This is a genomic window from Bacillus sp. FSL K6-3431 (genome assembly GCF_038002605.1).
Taxonomy (GTDB): domain Bacteria; phylum Bacillota; class Bacilli; order Bacillales; family Bacillaceae_C; genus Lederbergia.
The window spans coordinates 3,703,579-3,721,200 of sequence record NZ_JBBOCT010000001.1 but is presented as its reverse complement, the minus strand read 5'-3'; the positions used below and the strand labels follow the sequence as shown (position 1 = coordinate 3,721,200).

At 38.0% G+C, this 17,622-nt stretch carries 13 protein-coding genes; all 13 read right to left on the bottom strand.

The annotated features are described in order from the left end of the window. Window position 1 precedes the first annotated feature (1 nt). The gene (locus tag MHB53_RS18070; RefSeq protein WP_340920978.1) at window positions 2–805 is read right to left on the bottom strand and encodes an enoyl-CoA hydratase/isomerase family protein; all 804 of its coding nucleotides are present in this window, start codon (window positions 803–805) and stop codon (window positions 2–4) included. After that, window positions 792–1,652: a 3-hydroxyacyl-CoA dehydrogenase gene (locus MHB53_RS18065; protein ID WP_340920976.1), complete on the bottom strand. Its 861-nt coding sequence runs from the start codon at window positions 1,650–1,652 to the stop codon at window positions 792–794. The genes MHB53_RS18070 and MHB53_RS18065 overlap by 14 nt, the downstream gene beginning before the upstream one ends. Before the next feature lie 172 nt (window positions 1,653–1,824). Further along, a complete protein-coding gene (locus tag MHB53_RS18060; protein WP_340920974.1) occupies window positions 1,825–2,871 on the bottom strand; it encodes a zinc-binding dehydrogenase in 1,047 nt (348 codons plus the stop codon). Further along, window positions 2,862–4,286, bottom strand: a complete 1,425-nt coding sequence (locus tag MHB53_RS18055) for a phenylacetate--CoA ligase family protein (RefSeq protein WP_340920972.1) — start codon at window positions 4,284–4,286, stop codon at window positions 2,862–2,864. Before MHB53_RS18055 ends, MHB53_RS18060 begins: the two co-directional genes overlap by 10 nt. 68 nt (window positions 4,287–4,354) lie before the next feature. Further along, window positions 4,355–5,722, bottom strand: coding sequence for a TIGR00366 family protein (locus MHB53_RS18050; protein WP_340920969.1), 1,368 nt, complete (start codon window positions 5,720–5,722; stop codon window positions 4,355–4,357). 355 nt (window positions 5,723–6,077) lie between these two features. Next, window positions 6,078–7,046: an enoyl-CoA hydratase/isomerase family protein gene (locus MHB53_RS18045; RefSeq protein ID WP_340920968.1), complete on the bottom strand. Its 969-nt coding sequence runs from the start codon at window positions 7,044–7,046 to the stop codon at window positions 6,078–6,080. 302 nt (window positions 7,047–7,348) lie between these two features. Beyond that, window positions 7,349–9,226, bottom strand: a complete 1,878-nt coding sequence (locus MHB53_RS18040) for a sigma 54-interacting transcriptional regulator (RefSeq protein ID WP_340920966.1) — start codon at window positions 9,224–9,226, stop codon at window positions 7,349–7,351. Window positions 9,227–9,734: 508 nt separating this feature from the next. Then, window positions 9,735–10,496: an iron ABC transporter ATP-binding protein gene (locus tag MHB53_RS18035; RefSeq protein WP_340920964.1), complete on the bottom strand. Its 762-nt coding sequence runs from the start codon at window positions 10,494–10,496 to the stop codon at window positions 9,735–9,737. After that, window positions 10,493–11,443, bottom strand: coding sequence for an iron chelate uptake ABC transporter family permease subunit (locus MHB53_RS18030; protein ID WP_340920962.1), 951 nt, complete (start codon window positions 11,441–11,443; stop codon window positions 10,493–10,495). The genes MHB53_RS18035 and MHB53_RS18030 overlap by 4 nt, the downstream gene beginning before the upstream one ends. Next, the gene (locus MHB53_RS18025; protein WP_340920960.1) at window positions 11,436–12,386 is read right to left on the bottom strand and encodes an ABC transporter permease; all 951 of its coding nucleotides are present in this window, start codon (window positions 12,384–12,386) and stop codon (window positions 11,436–11,438) included. Before MHB53_RS18025 ends, MHB53_RS18030 begins: the two co-directional genes overlap by 8 nt. A gap of 303 nt (window positions 12,387–12,689) precedes the next feature. Next, window positions 12,690–14,183 (bottom strand): glycerol kinase GlpK, encoded by a 1,494-nt coding sequence (gene glpK / locus MHB53_RS18020; RefSeq protein WP_340920958.1) that lies wholly within the window; start codon window positions 14,181–14,183, stop codon window positions 12,690–12,692. After that, a complete protein-coding gene (locus tag MHB53_RS18015; protein WP_340920956.1) occupies window positions 14,140–14,754 on the bottom strand; it encodes a glycerol-3-phosphate responsive antiterminator in 615 nt (204 codons plus the stop codon). The genes glpK and MHB53_RS18015 overlap by 44 nt, the downstream gene beginning before the upstream one ends. A 136-nt stretch (window positions 14,755–14,890) precedes the next feature. Further along, on the bottom strand, window positions 14,891–17,506 hold the full coding sequence (locus tag MHB53_RS18010; RefSeq protein WP_340920954.1) for a metallophosphoesterase family protein: 2,616 nt from the start codon (window positions 17,504–17,506) through the stop codon (window positions 14,891–14,893). Window positions 17,507–17,622 lie beyond the last annotated feature (116 nt).

The following is a 17,622-nucleotide window of genomic DNA, read 5'->3' as shown; positions in this document are numbered from 1 at the left end:
GTCACTCACCTTTAAAAACTGCTTTTCTTTTTTCTAAAAATGCTTTAGTTCCCTCTTTTTTATCTTCTGTACTAAATAGCACAGCCTGCAATGATTTTTCTAATGCAAGTCCTGAAGCTAAATCGGTTGTTGTGCTTTCATTCAGTGCAATCTTCGCCATTTTCACAGCAATAGGTGACTTCTCCGCAATTTTATTGGCAATCTCGTACGCCTTTTCCATTAACTTCTCAGCTGATACAACATGATTTAATAGACCAAGCCTATGTGCTTCATGCGCATCAATCATGTCACCGGTTAAAATTAATTCTTTCGCCTTAGCCAAGCCGATAATTTTTGTTAGCTGTTGAGTACCACCCCCTGCAGGTAAAATACCTAAATTAATCTCAGGCTGTCCCATCATTGCTGTTTCACTTCCAACACGTATATCACAAGAGAGAGCTAATTCACAACCTCCTCCAAGTGCATAGCCATTAATGGCCCCGATTACTGGTTTATACGATCTATATACATTTAACAAAACATCTTGAACTGCTAGACCATATATATCCAATGGCTTCCTGTCGTGAATCCATTGAATGTCTGCTCCTGCCACAAACGTTTTTTCATGTCCCGTAATTACGATCACACGGACTTGATCGTCATTGTTCAATTGTTTTATAGCGAGGTCAAGCTCTGCCCAGCTATCTGAGTCCATCGCATTTCTTTTTTCCGGACGATAAATTTGGATCGTGCCGATGAGATCTTCAATGGATACGCGTAAATAATTGTATTCCATGAACAACTCTGCCACATCAAGATTCGTCATTATAATCATAAACCCCCTTGCCTGTTTTACGTCCCAGTCTTCCTGCTTTTACGTATTTCACTAGAAGTGGACTTGGTCGGAAGCGTTCGCCAAGAGTAGTATGTAAGTATTCTAGGTTGTTCAATCTTGTATCAAGACCAACCAAATCTCCTAGTTTAAAAGGTCCCATCGGATAATTTAGTCCAAGCTCAATTGCTTTGTCAATTTCCTCAGGCGTTCCTACACCCTCCATTAACATATTGAAAGCTTCGTTTCCGACCATGCTGCTGATCCGGCTTGTTACAAAACCTGGGAACTCATTGATTAATACTGTTTCCTTGCCCATTTGGGATGCAACAGCTTTGACATCTCCAGCAGTTTCGTCACTTGTTTCAAGACCGCGCGCTATTTCAACAAGCCTCATTAATGGCACCGGATTAAAAAAGTGCATCGCAATCACTTTTTCAGGACGCTTTGTGTAAGAACCAATTTCAGTTGGGCTCATCGTTGATGTATTTGTAGCGAGAATGACTTCTTCTCTCGTATATTTATCCAACTGTTCAAATACCTGTTGTTTAATGGCTTTTACTTCAGGAACTGCCTCGATAACAAAGTCAGCCTTCTCTGCTGCCAATTTCAAATCCGTTGTATACGAAATATTGTTATTTGCAGCTTCCTTCTGTTCAACCGTGATTTTATTTCGATTCACACCTTTTTCAAGCACTCCTTCAATATATTCCTTCGCTTTATCCAGACTGCCTTGCTTAATGTCGCAAATGATTGTTTCAAAGCTTCCAATAGCACTTGCATAAGCAATTCCGCCCCCCATAATACCCGATCCGACTACTAAAATACGGTTTACATTCATAGCTGTCCTCCTGAATACTCTATTATCATAACTCCATCAATAAAGCGTTTTATTACCGATTATCACCTCATTACTACGGATCTCTGAATGGTTATTCCGATTATGGTCACCTTATTACCGATCATAGGCCGATTATTAACGATTGCTTACTTTATACCGATTTGAATGTCTCCTATATTTGTAGAATGATTTTCCCAATATGCTTGCCTTCTTCAAGCATTTTCTGGGCCTCTTTCACTTCTTCCAATGGAAATACTTCGTCAATATGCGGGTAAGCCCTCGTTCTCAACAGGAATACAATGACTTCATGAAAATCGCGTAAATCTCCCATCCACGAACCTGTAATCGTAATCTGCTTTCCAAAAATCAATCGCAAGTCTACTTCGGCGATTGGTCCTGTTGTGATGCCACAAAACGAGAGTCTCCCTCCTCTCCCAAGCATTTTTAAACTTTCATTAAAAGTTTTGCTCCCAACATGATCTAATACAAGATCTGCTCCAGCTTTATTAGTTAAGTCACGAATCTTTTTTCCAACTTCAGAGTCGCGAACAATAAATTCAACATCATCAAACCCTTTTTTCTTTAAAAAAGAGATCTTCTCTTCAGAACTGACAATACCAATGGCCCTTGCCCCGAATGCTTTTGCAATCGAAAGGGCCGCATAGCCAAGACCACCAGAAGCTCCCCATATGACAACAGTATCTTTTGCAGTCATTTTCCCTTTTGTTATAAGTGCATTCCAAGCAGTTACATATGCGACAGGAACCCCTGCCCATTCTTCCAACTTGTCATCCGTAATCTTTACTGCTCTTTTCCCCTGGATTTGGACATATTCACAGTAGCCGCCATCGTTGTTATAACCAAGTACTTCAAAGCTTCTACATAACGTTTCTCTACCTTTGGAGCAAGCTGCACATTCCCCGCAGCCTCTTCCAGGATAGAGTACAACCGTATCACCCTTAGACACATTGGTGACATTCAGCCCAATTTCAGTTACAATCCCAACTACATCACTTCCCGAAATACGCGGAAATGATAGACGATCCCCGGTCCCACCTTTGCGCAGCCAAATATCTAAATGATTTAATCCACAAAACTTCACTTGAACTCTAATTTCATCTTCTTTAATAACATTGATTGGTAAATCACGTTTATATAATAGCTTGTCAAGATTTCCGTGTTCTTCCAAAATGACTCCTTTCATCTCTTTCACAAACATTTTGGAGCCCCCAGTCTTCGCTCTTCAAAGCGCTTTAGCTTTGCTCTTGATCCGTGGCCTGTTAAAGGACGCAATGAATCTTCCTCAACAATTTGCACATTAATTTTCACACCAATCTTTCGTTTTAATTCATTCTCAAGCTCTTGTTGTAATGTAAATGCATCAACACTTGCAAACTTTGGCTCTACGAGGATTGTCATCTCATCACGTCCGGCCTCTCCATCAATTCTTAACGTATCAACAAAGCAAAAATATTCTCCATTGACCTTCGGATTTTTACTAACAATTTCGCCTAGTATTTCTGGCCAGACATTGATTCCCCGCAATTTGACCATGTTATCGCTTCTACCTTGAAAATAATCAATTTTTTTATGCCAACTTCCACATGAACATTGTTCTATTTCATAGCTAGCTGATATATCCTGTATGTTATAACGGATCTGCTGTGTTCCTGTTTTATAAAGCGCTGTCACAACAATATTTCCCATATAGCCCGGTGGCAATGGCTTACCTGTTTCAAAATCAACAACCTCAACAATGAAAGCATCTTCAAAAATATGCAATCCGTTTTCAGCCTGACATTCTGCAGCAACGTATTGAACTTCATGAAACGCATAAGAATCATAAACTGGACATCCAAACATTTTTTGCACCGGCTCTTTATTCCCGAATGCCGATAGTGTTTTAAGTTTTAGATCTACTTTTGGATCAATTCCCATTTTCATGGCGGTATTTCCGATATGAACCAAGTAATCTGAAGTTGCTAAAATTGAACTTACACCGAATGTTTGTGCAAATTCTACTTGTTTTTCCGTAGGAGTCACATTACCTGTCCCAGTTGTAACAGGTGTGCATCCTAGCCAATGCCAAAGACCATGATCCATAATCCATGCTGCATTATGTGTGGAGTATGCCCATGAATTCATGACTGCGTCCCCTGGCCGAATGCCGTGCAGATAAAAAGTTCTCGCACTCAAAATTGCACCCACTTCTCTATCCCATGCTGAATAAATTGTTGGCCGCGGTGCTCCAGTTGTACCACCACTAGTATAAAAGCGCAGCGGCTCGTAGGTTCCATCTTCAAAATGATATTTTTGATAATCTCCAAATGGTGGCTCAAGATCAATGCTCTCTCGTATATCATCAATCGTATATTGAGGGATTTTATGCATATCCGCGATACTTTTTACATCACTTGGATGGAAATCGTGTTTTTTCCATAACCTCTGAAAAAAAGGGATTTCCTCCCCGCGGGCCAAAGTAGCCTGTAGTCGCCTAAACTGTGTGCATTCAATCTGCTCTCTTTCCCACAACCACCCACCTTCCATATATTCAATAGGTGGCTCATATTCTTTTACTAATTTATTAAAATCAATCGACTTATAATAATAAGGAATAGATGTTGAAAGCTTCATATTTTTTTCCTCCTAAATACCCTACCTTCGTTCCCTTTGTAGGTGGATGAAGTTCGTATGCTTTATCGTTAAAGTGGTAAAAGCAAAAGCCCAAGAATCCAAATAGCCCCAACCGCTACCAAAATCGGTAGGCAATATCCCATGAAGTCGCGGACAGTTAAGCGTGTACCCAATGCCAAAATTGGGAAGTATAATAATGCCCAAAACGGCTGAATAAGGTTTGTCCATATATCCCCAAATGTGATTGATAGAATTGCACGTGGAACCTCTACTCCCAGTTCAACAGCAGCCGGTATGATAAACGGTGCGGTAGCAGTAAATTGAGAACCAGCTGAAGGTATAAATAAATTAATTACACCTGTAACTAAAAATGTATATATCGGGAAAGTCATTTCCGTTGATATACTAACCATCCACTCGGATAGTTTTATCGTTAGCCCCGATCCGACTAATACAGATGCAATCCCCCCATAAATTGGAAATTGCATTGCAATACTACTCGTTGCTGGAATATTTCTTGAAAATGAGTCGACATATGTAACTGGATTTTTGTGTACAAGAAATCCTAATATGATCGACACAAACGCAACTGAATTCAAATTTAATCCATCAATCCCATTTTTCCCAAAATAATAAACAAGATAAATAAGCCCAAGAAAACCAAATATAAAGAGGATTGGACGGAAATGATTCACTTTCTCGGCAAATGTTGTATGTGTTTGATTAGTTGACGTTATTTCCACATCTATACTTGCAGCTTGCTCTCCAGGCTTTACGATCGCAAGATCATGGTACGTCACAATTTCCTTCTTATTTTTTCCTATAAAATAAAAGATAATGGTTGTAACTAAAACAATGGCAAAAGCAGTAACCATATTTAAAACTGAAAATGTTGTTCGATCCAAGGTATAAAGTCCACCCAACATTTCAGTAAGTGCTCCTTCTGTTGCTACAAACAAAGGAATGGTTCCTGATATTCCTGTAAGTGAGATTGTAAATGAACAATACGCGACCGCAGCCAACAGGCGATAATCAACACCTTTTACGTTTTGACCTAAGGCCCTCGCATAAAGTGACGTAACAACCGGGCCAAAGTACCAACCTAAAAATGAGGTTAAGGCCCCAATAATACTTGTTGAAACGTAAGCAAAGGTCGGTGTCTTAATTTTACGTGCCATTTTTTTAATCATTCGCTGGACAATTGGTGTATCGACGAGTACAAGTGCTGCTGCATAAGTAATAATAAGTTGGAATGCAAATGTAAATAGCATTGGAAATCCATCGAACCAATAACCTAATACATTGATTGCTGAGGATTCAGTAAATATAGTAGCCATTAAAATAGCCAAAAGTGATAAAACGAGTGCAAATATAAAAGCATCTGGGAAATATTTACTGTATGCATCCGCTACTCTTTCAGACATTGATTTTCTCATAAATGATCCCCCTAATTATTCAAACACTCTGAAATAAACTCCCAATTAGAATACATTTAAATTCATTCTTTACTGTCACTTAATTTAGCACCAATAAAACCGCTTACATTTATGCAATTACAATAAAATAACTACACAATTTGTTTGATCAGAAACAATAATTTAAGATATTTCATTTTACAATAATGTATAAACTATCATTAAATTTTTATATATAAATTGCATTTTTTGTCTAGCTCCAGTATCTATCATTCCCTTGAGGTCACAAGCCAAATTGCTGTGGTAGAGGTAGATCTGAACCCTCGCAATTCGCCTTGTGCTTGTCGGGCTATTACAGGTCACTCCCATTCCACCTTTATTTATTTAATGGTGAACCACAAACTCCACAGTGTTTGAAGTGCTCAGGGATATCCTTCGCCCCGCATTCCGAACAATCAAGTGCTGGAGCTCCCCACATATGCTCGTATGAATCTCCAGAGCTCATCCGTTCACGAAGCATCTTGTAATCTGGCAAGCGTTTTTCGCTAAAAGCACGCATCGCTTCATGAGTTTCATAGTTTGCTGTATGAACAGTTAGCCAGTCACGGGCATGGCCAACTGTCAAATCAAGCGGCATTTTTTTCCAGAAGTTTGTTTGTTCTTTTGTATAACGCATGCACTCAGGAAGCTTGTTCAATAGTTTCTTTGCCATGATTTCAACAGCTTCATCCAATTGTTCATATGGTACAACTTGGTTAACTAATCCCCATTCCAAAGCCTTTTCAGGACTAATCTCTTCATTTAGCCACAAAATTTCACGCGCACGACGATCTCCTACCATGATTGGGAGCCATTGTGTTGCTCCACCAGCAGCTACACTTCCATGAGAATTACCAACCTGGCGGATATAACTATGATCAGCCATGATTGCTAAATCACAGTTCATATTAAACTCATTACCACCACCTACTACAATGCCATTTAATCTTGCAATCGTTGGTTTTCCTATATCAAGCAACTTCTTGTGAGCATCAATAAATTGTCCCATCCATTTCCAATAATTGCGTGGTCTTTCTAAAATTTCATTATTTTGTTCTTTCATATCAGCACCTGTACAGAATGCTTTGTCTCCTGAACCTGTTAAAACAATTACCCCAACTTCGTCATCCCAAGAAACAATTTCAAAGACACGTGTCATTTCCTTCAGCGTTTGAAAATTTAAGCAATTATAAACCTCAGGACGATTAATCGTAATGGTAGCAATTCCACCCTTTTTTTCATATATGACATTTTGCAAATCTAGTTCTTCCGGTTGTGGTGGGTTTAAGAAATGATGATTGTCCATATTTTATTCCTCCTAATTTGTATTCACTTATACTCTTGCAAGTTGCGTGCCAACAATAAAAAAAAACGTAAAATATTTAATTTCAGACAAAAAAACACCCTAACACCTTAACTTATACAAGGTTTCGAGTGTAAGGGATCACCTTATTGGTAATCGCCTTCATTTTTATATTAAATAAAAAAGTGTATAAAATATAGAGTACTCATACGAATAAACAATCTGTCCACACATCTCCTCGTTCATAATAAAAACAGCAATGTTTTTATTTTGAACACCGATTGTTCAACAAGTAAACATATTACTTAATTTACTCTTTTCATTTTCTTCCATAATGTTGTTCTACTAATCCCAAGTTGATCAGCAAGCTCAGTTTTATTCCCTTCGTATTTAGCTCCCAATGTATCAAATATTTGGTTTTCCATCTCTTCAAGACTACCAATCTTCACTTTCACATATTCTACCGACTCTTCTTCATTTACTTTTCCGGAATCAAAAGCAACCCGCTTAGGTAAAAGATCGATAATCTGTCCTTGAAAATGCGATCCAACTGCTACAGCCCGTTCTATGACATTTTCAAGCTCGCGAATATTTCCTGGCCAGTAATATTTATTCAATATCTCTCTTGTCGTTCTTGAAATCAAATTGAAATCTCCATTATGTTTCTTAAGCAACCTATCAATAAGAAGGTCAATATCCTCTTTTCGATCTCTAAGTGCAGGGAGATGAATGTGTAAAATATTTAGTCGATAGTATAAATCGCTTCTAAATTCCTCTGTTTGAATTGACTCCAACAAGTCTTTATTTGTCGCGGAAACTACCCTTATGTCAACAGGAATAATTTTTTCTCCGCCAATTCTCCGAACCTCTTTTTCTTGTAATACTCTCAACAATCTTGCTTGCAATGCTGGTGCAATATCTCCAATTTCATCTAGGAAAATGGTACCTCCATGTGCCATTTCAAACAGTCCCGCTTTTCCTCCTTTCTTCGCCCCTGTAAAGGCACCGTCCTCATAACCAAATAATTCACTCTCTAGTAGATTTTCCGGTAGTGCTGCGCAATTAATTGCAATAAAAGGTCCATATTTACGTCCACTTTCATTATGTATGCTTTGCGCAATTAATTCCTTTCCAGTTCCACTCTCTCCATAGATCAAAATATTACTACTCGATTTAGCGTAAGCTTTGGCCAACGAAATCACTCGATTCATAATGTCGCTTTGAAAAACAAGTTCGTCAAACTCATACTTGGCATAAAATCTACGATGATATAATTCACTTCTAATTTTTGTATCTATCTGTAAAACATCCTCTGCTTCTTGAAAATGAATAACCATTCCCATATTGTCAAGACAAACTCGATTTAACACATATTTTTTATTTCCATTTTTAACCACTTTCTTTGTGGCGGCTTTAGAATCTCCTATTAACTTCTTGAACAGCGGCAAATGGATATTTGCGATATTACGCCCTATAATATCAGTTGCACGAATACCTAAGTGCTTTCCTGCCACATCATTAAATACGGTTACATTATTGAATTGATCGGTCGATATTACTCCAGCGAATGCATGGGAGATAACCGCCTCCAAATGCTTTTGCTTCATCTCTTCCTTGGCGAAATGCTCAAGCGTTTCCTTCGCTCTCCATAGAGATTCTGTTATGGAATCTGTTTGCGAAAAAACAATAAAGGATTGTACTCCCTTTTTTCCAGCTGTTTTCTCCATACATTCTGCCGTTCCTACAATTAGTCTTTGTTCACCCTTTTTAGCAATTTCATCAATTTGATCTATAATATCCCTTTCATGTTCGAATTCCTTCAAATGAATGTCGATATTAAGGATTTCTTGTATGGCCTTTAAATCATTCCTCCCATGGTTTTCGACATGATCAATTAATACAATGGTATCGTCTATTTTTTTTGCATCACTTAAAGTTTTCATAATGTCAAAATTCGTGACATCTATCTTTATGATAGGGATATCCAACTTTTTTTTAAGGAAACTTGCTGTGGGACCCCTTGCAATTATTACTTTCACACCGTAATCTCTAATCATTTTCCTTGCTTTAGCTAATCCAGATCTCAAAGCACCAACTTCTACTACAACAGGGATATTCAAGTTTCCAGATATGTTCTCTACTTCTACTCTAAACTGAGAGTAAGGTGCAATCACACCGATCATATGGAAGTCTCCTCTACTTGTAAATTTATTTTCATATTATAAATTTTTCTCTGTTACATCCAATAGCCATTTTCAGTCCATTCCCTAGCACTTTTAATGGATATTTGCTGTAAAATCATTTTGATTTTATTAAGATATAATAAATTCCTGAACAATCGCCGGTATCAATTTTCATCATCTTCATCAGGATCTAAAACCTCTTTAACCCCTTTCCTACAACAATAACACCTTGCTTTCCTTTATGTACATCAAATTTTGTAAAAATGCCTTAGTTAGAGCTATTTTAACTGCTGCTTGGATTTCTGTCTGGAGAACATTTAAATATCGTTGGCTTGAAACTTTTCTTACATTACGTTCTTCTATCTTTATTGTATTTTCCCTACAAAAAAACCGTAGAGCCGAATGCTCTACGATCTTCTTATATTTATTATAATGCCAATTCAATCCGCGTGCAGCTAAAATAAGCACCATCGCAGGTGTCATTAGTTATAAATTCTACTTCCTTTTATTATGAATTAAAATAAACACATATTCGACAATTGCTTAATTGCTTGATTGGAATGTCCATGTCGTAAATTTCTTTTAATGAGTCTGACTGAATTATTTCTTCGGTCGGACCATCTTTTACAACTCTCCCATCCTTTAATGCAACAATTCTATCAGAATAGACCGATGCGAAGTTAATATCATGGAGAACAATGACTACTGTTTTCCCTAAATCATCAACAAGTCTTCGTAATATTTTCATAATCTGAACAGAGTGTTTCATGTCGAGATTATTCAGTGGCTCATCTAGTAAAATATAATCTGTATCTTGTGCAATAACCATCGCAATAAATGCTCGTTGGCGTTGTCCACCAGATAGCTCATCAAGATACGCATCTTCCATATCTGCCAAAGCCATATATTCAATTGCTTGATCGACCATTTCTTTGTCTTTCGGAGTTAACCGACCTTTTGAATATGGAAAACGTCCGAATGATACAAGTTCCCGAATGGTTAAGCGCACATTCATATAGTTAGACTGCTTCAAAATCGATACTTTTTTTGAAAAATCATTTGATTTCATGCCTCTGACATCTGTATTATCTACAAGCACTTCGCCAGTATCAGCAGCAAGAAGACGACTTACCATAGAAAGCAACGTAGATTTACCTGCCCCGTTCGGCCCAATAAACGATGTAATTTGACCACGTTGGATATTAACCGTGACATCTTCAACTACTCGCTTCTTCCCATATAATTTCGTTAAGCTACGTACTTGAATCATGACGATCGACTCTCCTTCAGCAATAAATAAATGAAATATATTCCACCAATAAAATTAATGATGACACTAAGTGTTGTGGAGAATGTGAACACTCGCTCTACAACCCATTGTCCGCCAACTAGCGCAATCACACTCATCGCAACTGCCCCGCTAATTAAAATCCGATGCTTATATGTTCGGAAAAACTGATAGGACAAATTCGCAACAATTAAACCAAAAAACGTAATAGGTCCAACTAAAGCTGTAGAAATAGCAATTAAAATAGCTGCAGTAACAAGCATTTGCTTTACAATTCTGTCATAGGAGACACCCAAATTGATTGCAGTCTCTCTTCCTAATGACAACACATCCAGATATGCAATCGTTCGCCAACCGAATGCAATAACGATAGCGATAAGAACAAGTGATAACCAAACCAGATCACCGTTTACATTATTAAAACTCGCAAACATACGGTCTTGGACGATTTGAAACTCATTCGGGTCAATAAGGACTTGTAAAAATGTAGAGATACTTTGGAAAAAAGTACCAATAATAATACCGACCAAAAGTAAAAAGTAAATCGGTTGTTGCCCTTTTTTAAATAAGAAATGATAGAGTAGCAATGCGAAAACGACCATCATTATTACAGAAAAAGTGAAATTCAATTGTTTATTTACAATCGTAACGTGATTTGACCCTAAAAAGAATATCGCCACTGTCTGGATAAGTAAGTATAACGAATCAAGACCCATGATGCTTGGTGTTAAAATTCTATTATGGGTAATTGTTTGAAACACGATGGTTGCATAGGATATGGCTAGCCCAGTCAATACCATCGCAAGAACTTTAATTCCTCTTCTCGGTAGCGCATAATCGAAGCTACCGTTTAATCCATGAAATAAATACAGGCTACAACATCCCGCCGCGACCAAGCAAAGGATGGCGATCTTCGTCGAGTTACGCATATGCTTTCCTCCGGAACAGTAAGTATAAGAAAATACCGCTTCCGATTACCCCTACCATTAAACTGATAGAAATTTCGTATGGATAAATGAGCACACGGCCCAATATATCGCAAATCAGAAGAAACGTGGCACCTAGTAATGCTGTATGTGGTAAAGTCTTTTGTAAATGGTCGCCTTTAGCTATAGAAATAATGTTAGGAATAATTAAACCTAAAAATGGGATCATCCCAACAGTCAAAACAACAGTTGCTGTAATAAGCGCAACAAGTATTAAGCCTATGTTCACAACCCGTTTATATGCGAGGCCAAGGTTCTTCGAAAAGTCCTCTCCCATTCCTGCTACGGTAAAACGGTTTGCATACAAATAAGCAATAATTAAGACGGGAATACTAATATATAAAAGCTCATACCGACCTTTCATAATCATAGAAAAGTCTCCTTGCAACCACGCAGACATGTTTTGAATAACGTCTGCTTTGTAAGCAAAGAAAGTCGTTACGGAAGATAAAATATTACCAAACATAAGTCCCACAAGTGGGATGAAAATTGCATCCTTGAACTTAATTCGATCTAATATTTGCATGAATAAAAATGTACCAGCTAAGGCAAAGGCAAAAGCTACAGCCATTTTTTCTAGCATCGTTGCATTCGCAAATAATAACATAGAGACGAGGATACCAAGCCTGGTTGCATCGAGTGTACCGGCAGTAGTCGGGGAAACAAATTTGTTACGACTCAACTGCTGCATAATTAAGCCTGCAATACTCATACCAGCTCCAGCCAATATGATTGCCATAAGGCGAGGCAGACGACTTATTAAAAAAATCTGCGTTTCTTCCGATTGAAAATCTAGCAAATGAAGAGGTGAAATATTACTCACACCTACGAAAAGAGACAGAAGCGACGCTAGAATAAGAGTTATAATCATATACCAAGTTTTCATAGTTACCCTCAACAATTCTATTACCTTTATTTATCATTTAATTGAAAATGATTATCATTGTTATCAATTTTAATTATAACATGGTCAATTGCACTGTCAATAAAGGATTGATAATCATTATCAATATTATGAATTAATTGTGATTAATTAAAATGCTTCTAATTTGCTTATTTGCGTGCAATTGACAGTATTGCACTAGATTGTAGCTTAAAATTGAAATGTCCGGTTATAACAGTAGTTGCACATTTCGGGTATTCCTTCACATTAAAAGGTTGCCCCATCTTAGGGACAACCTTAACTGATTTATTTAAATACCATCGCAGCTTTTACTGCTTTTTCCCAACCTCGATAAAGTTTTTCGCGCTGTTCCGCTTCCATATCTGGACTGAAAGATTGATCTATATCCCAATGCTTTGCAATCTCAGAACGATCCTTCCAGAACCCTGTGGCAAGTCCTGCCAGATAGGCAGCTCCAAGCGCAGTTGTTTCATTGATGACGGGACGTTCTACCGGAACGTCCAATATATCGCTTTGGAACTGCATGAGGAAGTCATTTTTTACAGCCCCACCATCAACACGCAGCGTTTTTAGAGAAATACCAGAATCTGCTTCCATCGCATCCAGCACATCTTTCGTTTGAAATGCGAGCGATTCTATAGTGGCACGAATAAACTGCTCTTTTGATGTCCCTCTCGTGAGACCGAAAACTGCCCCCCTCACATCACTATCCCAGTATGGTGCCCCTAGTCCAACAAACGCAGGAACGACATACACACCGTCCGTCGATTCAGCACGAGCCGCATACTTTTCACTTTCAGCCGAGTCTTTAAACATCCTGAGTCCGTCACGTAACCATTGAATCGCCGAACCTGCAACGAAAATACTTCCTTCAAGCGCGTATTCAACTTTGCCATCAAGCCCCCATGCAATCGTTGTTAATAATCCATTTTCGGACTTGACTGCTTTCTCTCCCGTATTCATCAACATAAAACAACCAGTACCATATGTATTTTTTGCCATTCCACTCTCAAAACACGCTTGACCAAACAATGCTGCATGTTGGTCCCCCGCGATACCTGCAATTGGTGCTGCATGTCCAAAGAAATGGTAATCGGCAGTATGAGCGTATACTTCTGAAGAAGGCCTAACTTCAGGCAGCATCGATGCTGGAACTCCTAATATGTCCAGTAATTCTTCATCCCATGTTAAATCATAGATATTGTACATAAGTGTTCTGGACGCATTTGTATAATCAGTGACATGCGCTTTTCCACCTGATAGCTTCCAGACTAGCCACGTATCTATCGTACCGAACAATAAATCTCCTCTTTCCGCCTTTTCTCTCGCTCCTTCTACATGATCCAAAATCCATTTCACTTTTGTTCCTGAAAAATAAGGGTCAATCAACAATCCAGTCTTATCACGGAAAATATCATTATATCCTTTTATATTTAATTCTTCGCATATCTCAGTTGTTTGTCTGGACTGCCACACAATCGCATTGTAAATTGGCTTCCCGGTATTTTTGTCCCAAACCACAGTCGTTTCACGTTGATTCGTAATGCCAATTCCAGCAATTTGTTCGGGTTCTATACTTTTCTCTGATAACACACCAGCAATCACTGCTAAAATGGAACTCCAAATTTCATTCGCATTATGTTCTACCCAGCCAGATTTAGGAAAGTATTGATTAAATTCCTTTTGCGATGAATGAAAAATATTACCTTTTTGATCAAACAAAATGGCTCGTGAACTAGTCGTGCCTTGATCTAGTGCTAAAATATATTTTTGTGTCATTTTTTTCCCTCCATATTTTACTATAATCATCCCATAATTCACGGTGAGAAGTTGTTACAGCACTGGCGCCAGCTGCTAACGCAGCCTCCACTTCTTCCCCAGTTCGTATAAGACCACCACCAATTACTGGAATATTCGTCTTTGCATGAACTTCTTTAATCAAGTGTGGCACCACTCCTGGTAATACTTCAATAAAATCAGGTTTTGTTCGTTCAATTAATTGGTAGCTTTTTTCAAGCGCAATCGTATCTAGTAAAAATGTTCTCTGAATGGCGATAATCTTTTTTGCTTTAGCTTTGACGATCATATTTGAACGTGTTGATATAATTCCCGCTGGCTTAATATCATTACAAATATAATCAGCTGCATAATCATCATTCTTTAAACCTTGAATTAAATCAGCATGAACCAATACTTTCTTATGATACTTTCTTGCTTCTAGCATGACGTTCTTCAAATTTCCGATATTCACTTCCAATAAAATAATATATTCAAAAGGACTTTTCATTAGTTGCTCAAATTGTCTAAAATCCCTTAATGCAGGTAGTATTTTCTGACTTTCAAAAACCATTAATCGATCGTCCTCTCCTTTGCAATAATTTCTATTGTATTTCTTGTGACGATATAGTTTATTTAATTGACCTTGATCTTTTTTTAGGTTTAAAGGTTCCCACCAATTCCCTGATATTTAGCTTGCTGAAACGAGTTCACTTTTCTAATTTATATTGATCTACTATTGTACCATCCAGTTTTTTAACAAGTATGTGAATCTTCTCTTTAGAAATCGCTATATTTGTATATACTTGGGTTTTTTCATCAAAGTATATTTTCATATATGGCTGTGGTGTCGCAGCATAAAACTTTTTCCCTGTTGATCCGGCAATCAAATAAGTTGTTCCAGCTTTATTGACTTCACCATTTTTAAGCGGATATGTTCGTACGTATGAGTGATCATGTCCAGAAATTACTAGGTCTATGTTCAATTGATCAAATACTTGAGGTAGAATTTGCTGTACATATTCACTTCCGCTATCTGGATTTGAAAAATAAGGACCGCGATGCTGTACGACTATTTTCCACTTTTTATTTGTTTCACTCATGATTGTTGTAAGCCATTTGGCCTGTTCAATCAGTTCTTCGCTACTGGTTTCCGTATTAAGTATCGCAAAACATGCATTACCATAGTCAAACATGTATGCAGTTCCTAAAAAATGATCGGGTCCATTATTCGGTACTTTAAAGACAGCTTTAAACGTTTCGACCCCCGCCCCGATATTTTCATGATTACCAACGGTTGGCACAAGTGGTGTCGACATTGCCAAATCAGGCGCTTGTATCGATCGGAAGAAAGCTCCCCAGTGAGCATACAGATTTCCATCATCTATCATGTCACCTACATGCACAAAAAACGCTGGATCATTATATTCACTTTTGGCTTTATTAATGATTTCTTTAAATAATCCATATCCGCTTTTCGTTTGATTAGGGGGTGCTTGCGTGTCTCCAAGTACGATAAAATGAAACGAATCATCTTTCACCTTTGGTGTGCAAATTTCACTTATCTCACTCCAGCCTCCAGCTGTTCCATCACCGACACGATATACATAACAGTTATTTTCTTCCAAGGTAACTGATACCGCGTGCATCTGGATTTCGCCAGTATCAAAAGCATATTCTTCACTGTCTCCACATAAACGTTGCACAGATGTGCTAGAAAATCCAGTCTTTGCGTATTGCTCTTTTTTTACATATTCAATAATAGAATTGGTGAATAATGGGGACGTAGCCCATGTTATATTCATATATGTGGGATTTTCGTTAAAAGTTATGTTCAACATTGTTGGTTGCTGTGAGCAAAGCTGATCTAGTACCTTCACTTTTGTCGAAAAACTATACTTGCCCCCTTGCTCCGCCTGAATTGTTAAATCACCCACAGTCTTGGCAAGCTCTTTTGTTCTTAATAAACCGCCTTCATTCGTTACGCCTAAATCCTTATCCCCACTTACAATTCGTACTCCTTTTACAGGCATGTCCATTTCATCCATCACAATGATATTACTAGCAAACCCAACCGTCGCCCTATTGATAGCTATTCGATAATGAGCCTTTGCCTTCACCTTAATTGGTGCCAGGCACCACCCGAATTTTGTCGAGTTTTCTCGTAATGTTGCATGACTCTCTAAAAACCCTATCTTTGTATTATCAGTAATTACTTTTTTCATACAAAAATCTATTTTTCCTAACTGACTGATTGCTGAATCCGTTTGAATATAATATAGGTCTTTTAATTCCAGATAAATATGACCAGTTTCTGTTATCTCATTTCTTACAATATTGCGTTGAGTGATTTGCTCGTGTAGCAAGATCTTCTTTTGATTGGCCCCGACTTCCTCAGGATTAAAATAGAAATGAAGCTTTATTGTATCGAAAATTTCGGTTTTATTTACCTCAAACATCATTTCAAATGGTTCTCCTATATAAGCCGATGATTCGGAATGTACTTTTATTCCTGGCTGATTTGCATCGACTTCAAATTGCCATACCTTTTCACTTTCATTTCCCGCCCGGTCATGCACAATCAGCTGTACCTGATGCATACCATTCAACAGTGTTAAGTGTGAATCGCTAATAACTTCACCTAACTTTTCATTAAATCTAGTACCAAATTTTACTCCGTCAACGTATAATTTGATACTTTCTGGATGAATGCCACTTTCTTCATCTATTACCCGCGCATGGATAGGAAATTCGCTTATATTTACAACTTCACAGTCGGAAGGGTATTCTCCTGCAATCAGCGGATTCGTCACGTCCTGATCATTTTCCCCATAAATAGCTTGAATTTCATCAATATAAATGGACCCTGCATTTTTATTTTTATCATTCGTTTCCAATAATCTTACAGCGATTTCTAGCGCAAGAGGTGTAACCTTCCCCTCCGGAATGGGTGCAGTAACAAACTTCCACCCTTTCCAATCGATCTTTTCCACAAAATTAATTTGAAACGCATGTTGATTACCATCCCTCATTTGCGCACGAACCATATGCCTACTCTCATCCCCATACACCCACATACCAATTGCCGAAGGGATATCTTCTACTGTGATTGCTGCATGCCGATAAGCATATGCCCCTGAAGTGCCGATCGTATTTGAAAAATCATAGGAAAGTTCCAATGCATGATTACCAAAGCGAACGGGTTCCGGGTAAGCTGTTCGACGAATCGATACTGACTGACAGCGATCACCTCTTGATCTCCAATCCTCTATACCTGTTTCAAATGTCTCTACAGTAATTGGTTGCTTCCTATTCCTAGCTTTCATTCTTTTTAATCCCCCAAAACTTGTAACCGTTTTATTTAATATATCACTTTGGATCATTTACTTGCGGATAAAATTTCTTTTTTAAAGAAAACTATAACTATAAAAAAGAAAGATCA